This window comes from Alteromonas sp. ABV4_515 (assembly GCF_056160345.1).
Genome location: NZ_JBSWWZ010000004.1, coordinates 84,788 through 100,195 on the forward strand (window position 1 = coordinate 84,788; position 15,408 = coordinate 100,195).

Here is a 15,408-nt window from a genome sequence, read left to right on the forward strand (position 1 = left end):
GGTGAATAATTCACCTCTTTTTTTAACTTAATTAAGCAATGCTTTCTTACTTCTTATATCCTCATATTTTATCCCGACTTTTTTACATACAGATTGAGCGGTTGGCGTTGATACATCAAACATGTAAAGGTGATTTATCACTAGCACTCTTGTTATAAGAACAGAAAGCGGATCATTTCCAATAGATTTCATAACAATTCCAACATCGGATACAGTTAATTTACCCAAGTCTAATTTAGCAGCGAAGTCAATTAGCCTATATACATTATTATTGTTATTACTTTGCTCTATATCACTTATTACCTCAACAAGGTTTTTATTTGAAATAGAAGTGCCTACTTTAACAATTGTATTTAATAAAATGGTACTAACGATAGTAAAAAGTGCTTTTTTTGCTTCATCTCGCATCTCGTTGTGAGAAAGACTAGTATCTTCAATTTTTTCTTTTAGGTTGTTTTGTATTAGATCTATTAACAACTCAGTATCTTCACCAATAAGTGAAAAAAGTTCATGCAATGAGCGAAGCGGCGCTGCAATTGCTTCATTAAGTAATTCTTCCTTCCTGTCAAAATCTAGGGAACCATAATAGTTCTTTGCTATTTGCCCCAAGATTTCCAAGCATCGAAAAGAAACCCCCATATCCTTAGCCATTGTTGCAAGATTGCTGCCTTCAGAATTTTCATTATTTTCATTTACCTCGTCATCATTGGCTAAATCTATGACGTCTTCTTGAGCCTGCAAAGGCTGCATTTCATCCTTATGTTTATTCAAAGCTATGCGATTAGCTCTAGAATCAGAATCAGCCTCTTTAAATTCGAAACTTGGTAATTCAGAAATCAATCCTGCAATAAATGAGAAATCTTTTTTTATGTCGACCACTCTGCCACCGCTAAATACAGAGCGAGACTTATCTAATATCTTATTTAAGATTAATGAACTTTTAGTATGATGCGTTAAAAAAAGAAGAATGCTTGTATTTTTATTTAAATACATTCCATCCACCACTTTTTCGATATCTTGCATTATATTAATTTTTTCCATGTTATGTGCAAAATACTGTGACAGAAAGAAATAAAAAACATATGGATATTTGAAACGAAAATCGTCACCAGACTCTCTTAATATTTTCGCCTCAAGCAATAATTTTAGCCTATCTTCCGCATTTACATTTAATCGCTTTATACTATTAAAATCACGATTGTAAGTTTCAAATAAAGTTCTATCAAATTCATAGCACTCCATTTTGTAAATATAAAATGATAAGCTATTTATATAAGTGTAAAGCTCATCTAATTGCTCTTTATCAATTCCCGCACGACCAAGCGCAGAAGTTATTAGATATTCATAGTAATATCCATATGCAGATGTTTTCATATCGGATGCAGTGCCACTTTCTATATTTTGCAGAATAGAAAGAATAAAGAATGGAGTAGCAGGAACGTAATTTCTTCCAATTACGCCATCGATCATTTTCACTGCGTTGCTGTTCAATTTGTTGAGATTTATTTCACTATCGCCACTGCTTTTTAATGAATTCCATTTTTCAATCATCTCGAATCTAAGTGAGTGACCTAACCTATCCATGTTGTATTTTTTAAATGTGGATAAAGTTGATATATTTATAGTATCTATCTCATAGCTTGTGTTGCCTTCATTTCTAGTTATTATAATAGAGTCAAATAGATCAGCATAGGATCCTAGCAACAGCTCTTTATCTGAATCTCTACCAATCAATGCGTCAAAATTATCTACTAATAATATTTTCCTTCCATTTGTTTTTAAAAACGTCTCGAGGCTTGAATTTTCATATTGCTGACTGACTATTTTATCTAGCTTATTGATTTTTATTTTTGAAACATTGCTGTATTTTTTACAATCTATAAATAAGCAGGGATTCCCCCTTTTTAGATTATCTAAGTATAACATCTTCAAAAGTGCGGTTTTTCCGTAAGCCTCCTCCGCATAGATAATGAATCTCCCTTCTTCTGATAGAATTTTATCAGCAGGTTTCCTTTTAAAATCGATACTAGACTTTTCATAATCTGATAGGTTTGGCCATACATATAAATCAGATAGCATTAGATCATCTTTATCTGGATGCATAAATTCTGCATCCATTTCGTTTAGAGACCTTTCGAAGTCGTATTTCATCTCAATTGTTAAATTACTTTGACTGAGTTTTTTACCGAAACTTTCTGTTACACTCTCAACGCTCTTAAATGTATTCTCTTCCCATTCATAGTAATCTATCTGATAATCTTCTTTTCTTACAGCAATCTTTATGTATCCATTACTATTAATACTTGGATCATGGAATGATGGAGTTTCTATAAAAAGACATTTTCCGCCAGCTCTTGAAAGCTTTATTCTATCATAATCATGTTCATGACCTGTTATTACTAAGTCATAGCTTTCAATTAACTGTCGTTTCAATTCTTTACTATCGAAAGTTTCGAGCCAGTTTATGGGGTGATGCAAGAATGCAATATTTCTTTTACCGGCGATTGGCTTAAGATTACTCTTAGGTACCTTTAAGGTACCTTGTATTTCCTTTATCTTTGAAAAAAGAGTGGAATTTATTGAATTAAAATTAAAATCATCTATTTCATATGAGCTTGCCAAATACTCATCGAAAATAGCTGAGGCGGTTATTTCTCGAGAAAAATTTTTATATCCATCCATTGAAATTAGCAGATGAGGCGAATATTCAGATTCAATATTATCAATCTTATCCCAACATTCTTTTATTATTAAATCTCTTACTTTACTGCTAGAGAAGTCGTGATCATGATTTCCTGGGCATGTTGTTATATAGAAATTATCTTCATCTATTGCTAAGTTTTTCTTTACAAAATCGTACTGTTCTCCTTTACCGCTAAAAGCGATGTCACCAACGATGACTAAAACAGTTTTTTTATTTTGCTTGAGGTTTATCTTGATTGAAGATAACAAATCTCCAAATTTTTCTTCCAATATTTCAAAGTTTTCAATTTTTGCGTGAATATCACTAATTACGAATATATCCATATTTTTACTCCTTTCTTTCTATCGTAATTGATATTTAAACCAAAACCCACCTCATTCCTGCATTTTCTGCAGCAAGCTGGTCGTAAATATAGTCTCCCACATACAAACAGTGTGCGGGGGCTATTTGCCATTGTTCGGCAATCATCAGCAGTGCGGTGGGGTCGGGTTTAGCGGGGGCGCATTCCCGTGTAAGCACATTAGTGATGGGTATATTGTTGTTGGTAATTTTGATGTCTGAGGCTTGGCGGCAGTTGCGAGTGACTATGGCCATGGGCAGGTTGGCTGTTAGTACCGCTTCTACCATCGCTTTGCCGTTGTCCAGCCAGCGGGCCTCTCTGGCGTCGGCGAGTTCGTGGTCTAGAATCACCTGATGCGCGGCTTTTTGCTGTTCGCTATCGGGCAGGTTATCGATGAAGGTAAGAATGTCTTCATCTTGCGGGCAGCCAATGGTTTTGCGCATGGCGGTGAAATCCAGTGACGATTCCACCAGCGTGCCGTCTAAGTCAAAGATCACACCTTTTATGCCTTCAAGGTTCAGCATTCCATTCACTCCCGCCTCTGGTTTATCAATTCAAACTCTGAGTATACCTTTGAATTCAGCCATCTCTATTAAACTTAGGTAAACCTGCTCTTGACCGGGTTGTACTAGCACTTGCACTGAGGAATGTGCTGCCAGTTGGTGGTGTAGCGTGGTGACAGGTACGCCCGTTTCATGCGCCACTGCTGATTTTTCCCTTTTGCCGCCACGCCAATGGTACTGCTGCCATAACGCGCATTTATGGCATCCATACAAGCCATAAGTTTATTGTTAGTGGGGTTCTCATCGAACAAGTCGGGTTGCTTTACATCGTCGTCCTGTACTTCTATCGCGCCCACGCCACACTTGTGAAACTGTACGCCAGCGCAATACAGCGTATCAGCGGCTTTGCTGGCGGCGGCTACCAGTTGGCGGGAATCTGCGGTGGCGCAGGCGAACTGGTGCTGTACGGCCTTGTGATAATGACCACTGGCAGCAAAAGGGTTGGCGTGCGCAAACAGGGTCAGTGTTTTTACGCTACTGTTTTGCCGCCTGAGTTTTTCAGCTACCCGCTCGGCATGCCAGCACAATGCCTGCCGAAGGCTTTGAATATCGGAAACGGGTTGTCCGAATGCGCGAGTGGCATAAATCTGCTTTTTCTTCGGCCGGTATTCTTCCCACTCCATACAGCGGGTACCGTTGAGTTCCCTGACCGTACGCTCAATTTCCACGGAAAAGCGCTTACGAATGGATTTTGCATCGGCGCAGGCAAAATCCCACGCTGTCTGCATGCCAGACTGTTCCAGCTTTTCGCCGATGCGCCGGCCGATGCCCCAAATGTCAGTGGGAGACATCTGCTGTAGTGTTGCCTGAATATCTTCCTGCTCTGCCAGTACAGCTATACCGGTCTTCTCACCAAGACGCTTTCCCGCGTGGCTGGCGGCTTTCGCCAGGGTTGGCGTGAGGCCAAAGCCCACGCCGACAGGCAAGCGCAATTGTTCCCATACGGCTTCGCGAATGCGTTCGCCATAAGCATACCAGCCTTCTTGCGGCTGCCAGCTATCGAAATACAGGAAGCACTCATCAATGGAATACACATGCTGATGGGGCGCAAAACCGGCAACCACTGCCATCATTCGATTAGACAAGTAGTCGTACAGTTCATAATTGGATGACCGCACGACTGCACCGTGTTTTTCAAGAAACTTCTGTACTTTGTAATAGGGCCCAAATTTTTTCACGCCGAGTTGTTTGGCAATATCGCACAGCGCACAAATACAGCCGTCGTTGTTGGTAAGCACCACAACAGGCTTATCACGTATGGACGGGTCGAACACCTTTTCGGCTGAGGCGTAAAATCCGTTGGCATCGACTAGCGCAAACATTGGCGCAGCATCCTGGTATAGCGGTGCATGCGCACAGAGCGCACCACAATGCCCTCTTCCTCAAACACGTCCCCCTCGCTAAGTACGTAAGGATTATGGCTTTTACCCGGTGAAATCAGCACCATGGATTTACGGTCGAACAGCTTGCACACGAAAACACCGTTAAGGTTTGCCACCACTACATCAAGCGATGTGGGTGCAGCCGAGCGATCGACAATAAGCAGATCACCGTCAAAAATGCCCACCCCCGTCATAGAATCGCCTTGGGCCTGACCGATAAAGGTGGCTGTGGGATGATCGATAAGCAGGGCGTCGAGATCTAGCCCGAGCTCTCTGTACTCCGCCGCGGGCGATTCGAATCCGGTAATACCGGCTTGTGCGACAACAGGAATAATTCTCAGCATAGGTCAAAAAGTAGTTGCTCTTAATACTGTTTATTTATACAGTAATTACGAATCGAGTAACAATTAAATTTCACAACGCGCAGACTTTCGGAGAACCATCATGGCTATTACAGTGCAATATGTTGTTTCGCATAAAGGGGTAGAGAAACTGGTGACTACAGATAAAAAGGAAGCCGATCAGTACGATAAGATGCTGGATGCCGCCGACAATATCGCCACCTACATAGGCGCGAAAGGCATTAAGCTAGATGAAGAAGTGATTGAAGATTTGTCAGTCATGCTGGCAAAAAATAAAGATGCGCTAACAAAGCTGCTTAAAGGCGCTTCTGCCGATGATGTACTGGAAAGCGAATCCGCTGAAGTGGTAAAGCTACAGGCCAATAGCAAAAGCTAACGGCCTGTAACCAACGCCCGGGCGCAGCGATAGGCGTAGGTATGTCGAGTCAAACAATGTTACTTTTGCTCGCAAACCGGGTAATGACTGAATACACCTCGGTAACGGTATTGCGAAGTTTTTGGCTAGCATCCAGCGAAGACTCTGAAGCCCGCTGGGTGTCTTTGGCACCATCAGCAATCTCAACAATTTGCTGATTAATATGCTCAGCCACCGAACTTTGCTCTTCCACCGCTGATGCCATTTCAAAGGTCTGATCGGCAATAACACTCACGGCAGCATTAATTTCAGACAGGGTTTTGCGGGTATCTTCTACGATATTCGCACCTTGCTCTGCAGACTCCATACCTTCGTTAGAAACCCTAACAGCGCGTTCGGAGCGTTCAGCCAGAACATGTATGATATTATGAATTTTGTCGGTGGACTCCCGCGTTTTGGAAGCAAGAGACCGTACTTCGTCAGCCACCACGGCAAATCCCCGCCCCTGCTCGCCGGCACGGGCAGCTTCAATGGCAGCATTGAGCGCCAGCAAATTCGTTTGTTCTGCGATGGTTGAGATCAGGCTGGCCGCTTCACCAATGTCATTGGTTGACTGCGCAAGTTCCTGTACCGTTTTTGAGATAGAAGCTACAGCCTGTTTCAGCGACATAATCGCGTTTAACGCATCGTCTGCTTTGCGATTCCCTTCTTCCACATTTTTTGATGCCGAGCGCGCACTGTCTGCATTCATATCCACCCGTTCAGACACGCTTTGAATGGCTTGCGACATCTGATTAACTGCTGAAGCAATATTCTGCGTAGCCTCGTTTTGCTGTACTACAGCCGTACTGGTGATTTCTGCCTGTTCATGAGTTGTGTTGGCTATCACGTCCAGACCACCGGCTGCATCCTCAATGCGTGCCAATGCCGTGCGGCTACGCGCGAGTTCACAGCCCAAAACGAGTTTAGCTCTGGCTTTGTTTCCGTAATCAGCAAAATAGGTTTGCGCAACCAATGGGTTTGAATAACTCTCCGGCGACAATGAAATGATACTTAGCCAATCCTGCTTATTTTGGTGTGCCATCCATAGGGCGCAGAGCACGAATCCAATTAGTCCCACTAATGCGGGCAGCAGTCCGGCTAACATTAATAGCACACAAACTGTCGCCGCCCCAACAATGACAAAAGGCAGATTCGATTTGATACCGTAAACAATAAGTTCACCCATCGACGTACTCGACTGGTCTGCGCGCAAGCGGGCATAACGAAATTCCGCTCGGCCTATCTCGTGCTGCAAGGCGGGTACCCGTACCGACTCATAGCCAACAATAACCCCGCCTTCAAATACCGGGGTTACGAATGCAGATACCCAATAGTGGTCGCCATTTTTGCGGCGGTTCTTCACTAATCCCATCCAGATCTTGCCGGCAGACAATGTCTCCCACATTTCTCTGAAAACACCAGGGGGCATATCGGGGTGTCTAACAAGATTGTGGTTTTTCCCAATGAGTTCATCGCGCTCAAAGCCGCTCACCTCAACAAATTCATCATTGCAGTGAGTAATAATCCCGCGCTTGTCGGTAGACGAGATAAGGCGATACTGTTTGGGAATCGAGTAAAGCTTCTGAGTAACCGGCTGATTATTTCGCATGTTTCTGAATCATATCCCTATTGTTTCAAGATAGATTAAATATCGTTAAGTAAACCTTAGTGCAAATTACAACTAATGAGTAATTGACCCGATAAAAAAATCTGTTCCTGATTATAAAGGGCACACAAGAGATTGAAAATGCAGAATTTATAATTATCTATGGCCACTCTGATGTGAGCCCCAGAAAAACGCTCAGCTAAGTGGGAAGTTTAGCGTCACCGTGGTACCAACACCTTCAGTGCTGTCTATGTTGATCCAACCGGTATGAGACTCCATCAAAGCTTGCGCTACAGACAGGCCGAGTCCAGTACCACCACCGGGTGGCTTGGTTGTAAAGAAAGGAGTAAAAATGAGTGGTTTGTGTTCAGGCTTTATACCTTCCCCGTCATCCTTAATATAGATTTTCAGTGCTCCCGGCATAATGGCGGTGGCCACCGTAATTGCACCTTTCTTGCCACAGGCATCTGCGGCATTTTCAATCAGCGATTCGATAACACGCTTAATTTGCTTACGGTTAACTTCAATGCCTTCATGTGTGAGGGTGGGCATCATCTCAAGGCTAATCGACGCTGGTAATTTATGAATAATGTCTTCAACGCAATATTGCAATAAATCGTCAATTTCTTCCCAACGTTTTTCAACGGTGACTGGCGAGGAAAATATTTGCAGCGACGATACTATCTCAGCAATACGACTCGCTCCCTCAAGGGAGGACTGCTGAATGTCGTCTAACATTTCACGCACGTCCTGTAGCATGTATTTCAGCTCAAGATCATGAGGGAGGTCTTTCAACTCAGAGTCCGACCGAACTATCTCGCTTTTGAGTTCATCCCAAGCTTCGAATACATCTCTAAGCATGTGACCCTGAATCTCACAGTTACTCTTAATAAAGCCGATGGGGTTATTGATTTCGTGAGCAATACCCGCTGCAAGCTGACTGAGAAGAGTCATGCGGTCTACCATACCTGCGTCATGAAAATCAGCTTTTGAAGCAGTATCTAGCTTCGCCGCTTTTTCTTCGGGCAAGTGAGTGAGTAAGTGCTGATAAATTGCGCGTGTTTCACTGAGGGCTTTACGCAAATTCTGATTGGCCAGGTAAGCATCCCGAGAGTAGTTGTTTAGCATGTCTTCTGCTGCCACTCGGGCAAGTTGTTCTCGACTCAGCTTGCGCTGCAATACTGCTATTTGCTGTTGAAGCTTACTGATTTCTGAACTCACATCACTCTCCGGCAGCCGCGCGACTTTGTGCGGCCGTTACAATTGGATAAGACAACGGACGTCCTGAACACAGCCAGGCGCAGCACAAGATTGTCAAACCATCTACTACTTCTAGCACAAATTACAACATACGCCCCACTTTTCCAATCGAGCCAGTCTAATTTCATCGTCTACAAACATGTGTGCTGGCCGCGAATTGATCACGCTTTTATTTCGATCCGGATCAGAGTAAATGATCGCCAACAACCTGTGGATAACTTTGTGCATTGTTTGTATACATAGCGTTGATGAGGTGGACTCAATAGCTCTGCAAGCCGCATAGTGAAGCCATTCAACAGCCGTCAAGACCCTATATGGCAAGGTGTCGATCAATTCAGCAGATATAAATAGTAGATGAAGTAACTATAGCCTTTGGCAAATACAACAAAAGTTGTGCCTGTGGAAATTGTCAAACTGTTTGTGGATCGCTGTTTCGGAAAAGTCAGGAAAATGCAAGCTAAAATGCAGATCAGATCGGATCTTTTTCGTATTTATAATACAACCCGATCAGGGTAAGCAGAGACAAAAAAGCCCGGCTTACCGGGCTTCCAAATAAGTAAGCATAAACATGCCTTGAGGGATTATTCGCCTTCTTGATAACGCTTAGCGCTAGATACGATTTCAGCTTTTGCTGCTTCAGCATCTGCCCAACCGTCGATCTTAACCCACTTGCCTGGTTCCAGATCTTTATAGTGAGAGAAGAAGTGCTCAATTTGCTGTTTAGTCAGTTCTGGCACATCGTTGATGTCTTTAACGTCACGATAGATGGTAGACAGCTTGTCTACTGGCACAGCCAGTACTTTTGCATCGGTACCAGACTCATCGGTCATGTTCAGAACGCCAACAGGACGACACTTGATGACAGAACCGCTAATGATTGGGAACGGGGTCATAACCAGTACGTCAACCGGGTCACCGTCTAAAGACAGTGTGTTGTTCACGTAGCCGTAGTTTACCGGATAGTGCATGCAAGTAGCCATGAAACGGTCAACAAACATTGCACCGGTGTCTTTGTCTACTTCGTATTTTACCGGATCAGCGTGAGCTGGGATTTCGATGATGACATTCACCACTTCTGGCATATCTTTACCAGCTGGAACGTTATTAAGGCTCATGAAATAGTCCTTTGGTTTGCTAAATTAAAATAGGATTTTTCCGGGAAAGGAAACTTATTCATTCCCTTTCCCGGCGAAATCGCCGCCTAAGTATACGGTGACTCCGGACAAATAAAAACTGCTTACGACCCATGTCTTAAGCAGCTTTCGTTATTTCTCGTTATTTCTTTGCTGAATAAAGCCTATTCAGCTTTGTTCTGATAACTCAGACAGGTTTCCACTTCTTCTTTGGAACCCAAAATCACCGGTACTCGTTGGTGAATTTCTGTTGGCATAACTTCCATGATACGACCAGTTCCAGTATCTGCCAGACCACCCGCCTGCTCCATCAAAAATGCCATCGGGTTGGCTTCATATAATAAACGAAGCTTACCGGCTTTTGACGGATTACGGTTGTCGTACGGATACATAAAAATACCACCGCGACACAGTAAGCGGTGAATATCACCTACCATGGCTGCTACCCAGCGCATGTTGAAATTCTTTTCGCGTGGACCATCGGTACCGGCCAGCAAATCTGCGATGTATGCTTTCATTGGCGCTTCCCAATGACGCTGATTCGATGCGTTGATGGAAAACTCTGACGTTTGCTCTGGCACCTGCACATTGGGGTGCGTTAGCAGGAAACCACCATGGGTTTTATCCAGCGTATAAATGTGGGTACCGCGACCTGTGGTTAACGCCATCATGGTAGACGGGCCATACAGCACATAACCAGCAGCAACCATTTGCGTGCCTGGCTGCAGAAACGCAGAAGGATCATCCGCTTCCATCCACTGTGGCGCATGGGCGATAGAGAATATGGTACCAATTAGACTGTTAATCTCAGTATTCGATGAGCCGTCTAACGGATCAAAGCTCACCAGGTAATTCCCTTCAGGATTACATGGCACAACCGTATCTTCTTCTTCAGACGAAATCGCTTTAACGTAACCCGAGTCACGCAAGGTATCTTTCAGAATTTGGTTGGAAATCACATCCAGCTTCTTCTGCGTTTCGCCCTGTACGTTTTCACTCAACGTGGAACCCAGTACACCTGCCAGTGCGCCCTGACTTACCCGGAACGAAATTTCCTTACAGCCCGCAAGCAAAGTACGGATAAGCAGGATCAGTTCGAGGGGAGCGCCGTCTTGTTGAAGTTGAGAATTTAAACGTTTCATTGTGTGCAATAGCCTTTTTGATTTATGTAGGGTAACGACTGAACGCTGCCGGGCATTCCCGCCCGTCTTTGGCGAACAAATCAGAACTGCAGTGGTTAGTTATTATTATTGGAAATTAAACACGATTTCGATCATGTTTTATTTGTACAGCAGCAGTTAAAAATGATTGTAACCGCGAATGCCGCTCAGGGAAACGGCTTATTCACAGATTGGCTTTTACTCCTGGTCACAACGCTCATGTTGGCGCGCACGGTAGGAGTTCTGCTAAAGTAGCGCTCTTAATTGGATACAGGATTTTTATGCACGTTCATATTCTCGGGATCTGCGGCAGCTTCATGGGTGGTATTGCCGCAATCGCCAAATCACTGGGCCACAAAGTTACCGGCTCAGATCGCAACGTTTACCCCCCAATGAGTACGCAACTGGAAGCACTGGGCATAACGCTTACCGAAGGCTACGATACTGCACAGTTTGAGCCAGCACCGGATATGGTGATTATTGGTAACGCCATGTCGCGGGGAAATCCTGCCGTTGAATATGTACTGAATCGCAATCTTCCTTACACCAGTGGCCCTCAGTGGTTGCTCGATAACCTGCTCACCAGCCGCTGGGTTATCGGTGTTGCGGGCACCCACGGGAAAACCACCACTTCAAGCATGGTGGCATGGATTCTCGAATATGCCGGTCTTAAACCTGGTTTTCTGATTGGCGGTATTCCGGAAAACTTCGGCGTATCGGCACGCATTGGCGAAAGCCCATTTTTTGTGATTGAAGCAGACGAGTACGACAGTGCCTTTTTCGACAAACGTTCCAAATTTGTGCACTACCGCCCGCGCACGCTAATACTGAACAACTTAGAATTTGATCACGCTGACATTTTTCCCGATTTAGCGGCCATTCAAACCCAGTTTCACCACCTGGTGCGCATGGTACCGCAAAACGGCCTTATCCTGTCTCCGCAGCATGACGAAGCATTGAACGACACATTGCAGAAAGGCTGCTGGTCAGAGCAACAATTTGTTGGCTCTGACTGGAAAGCCGAGCTGCACGTAGCCGACGGCAGCCGCTTCGACGTAATATATCAAGGCGGACTGGCTGGCACGGTAAATTGGTCGCTGTTGGGTCAGCATAATGTTGATAATGCGTTGATGGCTATCGCTGCGGCCCACCACGCAGGTGTAACGTTAAGCGATGCAATCGCAGCACTGGGAACGTTTAAAAACGTGAAGCGCCGCATGGAATGCAAAGGCTCGGTAAACAACATTACCGTTTATGACGATTTTGCCCATCATCCTACGGCAATCACCACTACGATAGCGGGACTACGCAATAAAGTGGGTAACGCACGTATTATCGCTGTACTTGAGCCGCGCTCTAACACTATGAAAATGGGCGTACATCAACATACTTTAGGGAATAGCTGGCAACAGGCAGATGAAGTCATTTTATTCGAGCCTGCAGGGATGAACTGGTCGCTCAACGAGATAGCCGAACACAGTGAAACGCCTGCTTACTGCTATCATGATGTAGAAAGTATTGTGCAAAAGGTGGCTGCTATCAGTCAGCCGGGCGACCACGTATTGGTAATGAGTAATGGCGGTTTTGAAGGTATTCATCAGCGTTTACTAGACGCCCTTGGTAGCAAATAGATTCAAAGGAAAAGCACCAACTCACAGAGTTAATCAGAGGTTTTTACATGACGACGAATACCGTCACGCTAGCGATTACTGGCGCATCAGGCGCGCCCTACGCATTGCGGTTACTGCAAATTCTGGTCAAGGCAGACTACGACATATTCGTGCTGATATCATCGGCAGCGAAGGTGGTTTTCGCCACTGAAGAAGAGGTAAAAATTCCCTCTCGCCCTGAAGATGCTGCCGCGTTTTTCAGCGAGCGATTTGGTGCTCGCGAAGGCCAGATCACCGTTTGCGGTAAAGAAGAATGGTTCTCCCCGGTAGCATCTGGCTCTGCGGCACCAAAGAAGATGGTAGTTTGCCCCTGCTCTACCGGCACTTTGTCGGCCATTTCCGTGGGCGCCAGCGACAACCTTATCGAGCGCGCTGCAGATGTAGTGTTGAAGGAACGCGGACAGTTAATCCTGGTTGCCCGGGAAATGCCCCTTTCAACTATTCATCTGGAAAACATGCTAAAACTGTCACAAATGGGTGCCACAATCATGCCTGCATCTCCAGGCTTCTATCATAATCCACAGAAAATCAGCGATTTGGTTGATTTCGTCGTGGCCAGAGTACTCGACCACCTGGGCATCGACCAAACACTCATGATGCGCTGGGGCTACCACCACACTAACGACAAATAACAATTTTAAGAGGAACCGATATGCAGGTGTTTGCAAAACGGACTGTTGCACTTTCTTTCTGCCTGGTATCCACGCTGGCCACCAGTTTACCGGCATTTGGCTGGGGACAAACCGGTCACCGGGTTACCGGCGCTATTGCTGAAAACCATCTTTCACCCGCAGCGAAAGCGGCTGTAGTAAAACTGCTACCCCATGAATCACTGGCAGAAGCCTCCACGTATCCTGATGAAATGCGTTCTAATCCGAGTGAATTCTGGCGCAAAATTTCGCCGCCCTGGCACTACGTTACCGTGCCCAAAGGCCATGAGTATCATGAGGTGGGTGCCCCAGAACAAGGCGATGCTTATAGCGCGCTACAGCACTACACAAAAGTGATTAAAGACTCTAAAGCCAGCCGTGAAGATCGTCAGGTTGCGTTGCGCTTTATCGTACATATTATCGGCGATTTACATCAGCCTTTACACGCAGGTAACGGCACAGATCGCGGTGGAAATTCAGTAAAAGTGCGTTTCTTCTGGGAAGACAGCAATCTTCATTCAGTTTGGGATTCGGGCATGATTGATTCAAAAAATCTGTCGTACACAGAGTGGACCGACTGGCTGGATAGAAAAATTACTGCCAAACAGGCCGAAGATTGGCAAGAACTTGACCCCAATGTCTGGATCAAAGAGAGCACTGAAATTCGCGATACTCTGTACCCGGAAGATGCGAACAACATGTCTTACGACTATGTTTACGACTTTCTACCGGTAGCCAAAACCCGCTTGCAACAAGCTGGTGTGCGTATTGCGGCTTACCTGAACAACGTATTTGCTAAGAAATAGCGTTAAAAAAACCTTCCGGGCAAATGCGCGGAAGGTTTTTCAGTACTGGGGGTTAAACCTCAGACTAATCCAAATCAAGCGGCTCCGGAGACAGAATAACGCCGGTGCTGTCTGCATACAGATGATCTTCAGGTAAGAATGTCACACCACCGAAATTAACTGGGATATCCACTTCTCCAACGCTTTCTGACTCGGCATTTACCGGAATAGAAGCTACGGCAAGAATACCGATGTCCATATCTGCTAGTGTATCTACCTCACGAACACTCCCGTATACCACAATGCCTTCCCAGTCATTATCGATAGCAAGCTGGGCAGAAGCGGCATCGACCAGCGCACGACGGGTAGAACCGCCACCGTCAACCAACAATACCTTTCCTTCACCCGGCTGAGCCAATACACGATCGATAAGACCGCGATCTTCGAAGCACTTAATCGTTGTGACTTCGCCGCCAAACGAATAATGCCCGCCATAACTGACGAACATAGGGTCGACCACGTCTACGCTGTCTGCAAATAAATCGCATAATTCAGAGGTGTTATAGTCCATCGCTGTGCCTTATTGCTGATGAGAGAAAGGGAGGTGCTGGTTGTGAAACCGATTGTAAACTCGTTATACGCAACAGGCCGGAAAACCGCCCTATTTATGTAAGCTTAAAAGCATACGGCGTATCAACAGAAACTATTGTTAGCATAGCATTATTTGCTGTAATAAAAACACCTGCCCCGCGTTTATCAGGCACAAATATTTCCCTCTTGACCCCCTGTCACAAAGGTTTCTTTTTTCTGTCACCTGCAGTTCACAGATCGCGATTAGCTTAGTTCTTAACCAATATTATGTAGGCCAAGGCTATGCTAAACCGGAAATCCTTGACCAAAGCCGATACTGATTTGTTCTACTGGCTTTACCGACGTACACAAAAACGAAACTGCACCGCGATTGTCTGGTTGTCAAAAACCGGCGACGGCTACCTGTATTTTGCCATTGGATTATTGCTCTGGGCGTTCGAGCCTGAATTTGGTGAACTGTTTTTGTATACGGCGCTTATGGCTTACGCATTGGAACTGCCCGTTTATGTGGTGCTTAAACGTATGTTCAAGCGCCCGCGTCCTTGCGACTTTCTGCATAATCTGAACGCGCACGTCACGCCGTCAGATAAATTCAGCCTTCCCTCTGGGCATACTGCCGCAGCCTGGCTGATGGCCAGTATTGTCGCGCACTTTTATCCGCCGTTCGCTGTCATTGCTTATAGCTGGGCTGCATTGATTGGCTTATCCCGTATTCTTCTGGGCGTGCATTATCCAACGGATGTCATTGCCGGCGCGTTGCTGGGCCTCACCATTGCATCTGCGAGTCTGACTATTCTGGGGTAGT

Annotated in this window: 14 protein-coding genes; 5 read left to right on the plus strand and 9 right to left on the minus strand. The window is 45.2% G+C overall.

Translation table 11 applies throughout. The features are described from left to right. Positions 1 to 27 precede the first annotated feature (27 nt). The 4 genes from ACXAGX_RS10625 to ACXAGX_RS10640 form a co-directional block, all read right to left on the minus strand. Complete coding sequence (locus ACXAGX_RS10625) at positions 28 to 3,027, minus strand: STAND family AAA ATPase (protein ID WP_474838220.1); 3,000 nt, start codon at positions 3,025 to 3,027, stop codon at positions 28 to 30. Between the two features lie 34 nt (positions 3,028 to 3,061). Next, on the minus strand, positions 3,062 to 3,568 hold the full coding sequence (locus ACXAGX_RS10630; RefSeq protein ID WP_474838222.1) for an HAD family hydrolase: 507 nt from the start codon (positions 3,566 to 3,568) through the stop codon (positions 3,062 to 3,064). 104 nt (positions 3,569 to 3,672) lie between these two features. Further along, the gene (locus ACXAGX_RS10635; RefSeq protein ID WP_474838224.1) at positions 3,673 to 4,929 is read right to left on the minus strand and encodes a Y-family DNA polymerase; all 1,257 of its coding nucleotides are present in this window, start codon (positions 4,927 to 4,929) and stop codon (positions 3,673 to 3,675) included. Next, complete coding sequence (locus ACXAGX_RS10640; protein WP_474824874.1) at positions 4,917 to 5,333, minus strand: S24 family peptidase; 417 nt, start codon at positions 5,331 to 5,333, stop codon at positions 4,917 to 4,919. The genes ACXAGX_RS10635 and ACXAGX_RS10640 overlap by 13 nt, the downstream gene beginning before the upstream one ends. Before the next feature lie 100 nt (positions 5,334 to 5,433). Here ACXAGX_RS10640 and ACXAGX_RS10645 point away from each other — a divergent pair, with 100 nt between their 5' ends. Then, on the plus strand, positions 5,434 to 5,727 hold the full coding sequence (locus ACXAGX_RS10645) for a YebG family protein (RefSeq protein ID WP_474824873.1): 294 nt from the start codon (positions 5,434 to 5,436) through the stop codon (positions 5,725 to 5,727). Between the two features lie 49 nt (positions 5,728 to 5,776). Here ACXAGX_RS10645 and ACXAGX_RS10650 read toward each other — a convergent pair whose 3' ends face one another. From ACXAGX_RS10650 to ACXAGX_RS10665, 4 genes are all read right to left on the minus strand, one after another. Then, entirely contained in the window at positions 5,777 to 7,357 is a 1,581-nt protein-coding gene (locus tag ACXAGX_RS10650; RefSeq protein ID WP_474838226.1) for a methyl-accepting chemotaxis protein, read from the minus strand. A gap of 192 nt (positions 7,358 to 7,549) precedes the next feature. Then, positions 7,550 to 8,575, minus strand: a complete 1,026-nt coding sequence (locus tag ACXAGX_RS10655; protein WP_474838228.1) for a sensor histidine kinase — start codon at positions 8,573 to 8,575, stop codon at positions 7,550 to 7,552. Between the two features lie 620 nt (positions 8,576 to 9,195). Further along, entirely contained in the window at positions 9,196 to 9,729 is a 534-nt protein-coding gene (gene ppa / locus ACXAGX_RS10660; protein WP_070125827.1) for an inorganic diphosphatase, read from the minus strand. Between the two features lie 182 nt (positions 9,730 to 9,911). Next, the gene (locus ACXAGX_RS10665; RefSeq protein WP_474838230.1) at positions 9,912 to 10,889 is read right to left on the minus strand and encodes a class 1 fructose-bisphosphatase; all 978 of its coding nucleotides are present in this window, start codon (positions 10,887 to 10,889) and stop codon (positions 9,912 to 9,914) included. A gap of 299 nt (positions 10,890 to 11,188) precedes the next feature. Between ACXAGX_RS10665 and mpl the strand changes: the two genes are divergently transcribed. From mpl to ACXAGX_RS10680, 3 genes are read left to right on the plus strand one after another with little or no spacing between them, the layout of a single operon-like run. Beyond that, the gene (gene mpl, locus ACXAGX_RS10670; RefSeq protein WP_474838232.1) at positions 11,189 to 12,538 is read left to right on the plus strand and encodes a UDP-N-acetylmuramate:L-alanyl-gamma-D-glutamyl-meso-diaminopimelate ligase; all 1,350 of its coding nucleotides are present in this window, start codon (positions 11,189 to 11,191) and stop codon (positions 12,536 to 12,538) included. 47 nt (positions 12,539 to 12,585) lie between these two features. Further along, positions 12,586 to 13,209 (plus strand): flavin prenyltransferase UbiX, encoded by a 624-nt coding sequence (locus ACXAGX_RS10675; RefSeq protein ID WP_474824868.1) that lies wholly within the window; start codon positions 12,586 to 12,588, stop codon positions 13,207 to 13,209. 20 nt (positions 13,210 to 13,229) lie between these two features. Then, positions 13,230 to 14,033 (plus strand): S1/P1 nuclease, encoded by an 804-nt coding sequence (locus ACXAGX_RS10680; RefSeq protein ID WP_474838234.1) that lies wholly within the window; start codon positions 13,230 to 13,232, stop codon positions 14,031 to 14,033. Positions 14,034 to 14,097: 64 nt separating this feature from the next. On the opposite strand, the gene rraA is transcribed toward ACXAGX_RS10680, so the two are convergent. Next, entirely contained in the window at positions 14,098 to 14,583 is a 486-nt protein-coding gene (gene rraA / locus ACXAGX_RS10685) for a ribonuclease E activity regulator RraA (RefSeq protein ID WP_474838236.1), read from the minus strand. A gap of 302 nt (positions 14,584 to 14,885) precedes the next feature. On the opposite strand from rraA, the gene ACXAGX_RS10690 reads away from it, so the two are divergent. After that, positions 14,886 to 15,407, plus strand: coding sequence for a phosphatase PAP2 family protein (locus tag ACXAGX_RS10690; RefSeq protein WP_474824865.1), 522 nt, complete (start codon positions 14,886 to 14,888; stop codon positions 15,405 to 15,407). Position 15,408: the final 1 nt, after the last annotated feature.

Bases quoted from the DNA above. Each gene is read 5' to 3' on its own strand.
- ppa (WP_070125827.1), bottom strand. From the start codon at position 9,729: ATGAGCCTTAATAACGTTCCAGCTGGTAAAGATATGCCAGAAGTGGTG.
- ACXAGX_RS10680 (WP_474838234.1), top strand. From the start codon at position 13,230: ATGCAGGTGTTTGCAAAACGGACTGTTGCACTTTCTTTCTGCCTGGTA.
- rraA (WP_474838236.1), bottom strand. From the start codon at position 14,583: ATGGACTATAACACCTCTGAATTATGCGATTTATTTGCAGACAGCGTA.
- ACXAGX_RS10650 (WP_474838226.1), bottom strand. From the start codon at position 7,357: ATGCGAAATAATCAGCCGGTTACTCAGAAGCTTTACTCGATTCCCAAA.
- ACXAGX_RS10690 (WP_474824865.1), top strand. From the start codon at position 14,886: ATGCTAAACCGGAAATCCTTGACCAAAGCCGATACTGATTTGTTCTAC.
- ACXAGX_RS10645 (WP_474824873.1), top strand. From the start codon at position 5,434: ATGGCTATTACAGTGCAATATGTTGTTTCGCATAAAGGGGTAGAGAAA.
- ACXAGX_RS10640 (WP_474824874.1), bottom strand. From the start codon at position 5,333: ATGCTGAGAATTATTCCTGTTGTCGCACAAGCCGGTATTACCGGATTC.
- ACXAGX_RS10635 (WP_474838224.1), bottom strand. From the start codon at position 4,929: ATGTTTGCGCTAGTCGATGCCAACGGATTTTACGCCTCAGCCGAAAAG.
- ACXAGX_RS10625 (WP_474838220.1), bottom strand. From the start codon at position 3,027: ATGGATATATTCGTAATTAGTGATATTCACGCAAAAATTGAAAACTTT.
- ACXAGX_RS10665 (WP_474838230.1), bottom strand. From the start codon at position 10,889: ATGAAACGTTTAAATTCTCAACTTCAACAAGACGGCGCTCCCCTCGAA.
- mpl (WP_474838232.1), top strand. From the start codon at position 11,189: ATGCACGTTCATATTCTCGGGATCTGCGGCAGCTTCATGGGTGGTATT.
- ACXAGX_RS10675 (WP_474824868.1), top strand. From the start codon at position 12,586: ATGACGACGAATACCGTCACGCTAGCGATTACTGGCGCATCAGGCGCG.
- ACXAGX_RS10630 (WP_474838222.1), bottom strand. From the start codon at position 3,568: ATGCTGAACCTTGAAGGCATAAAAGGTGTGATCTTTGACTTAGACGGC.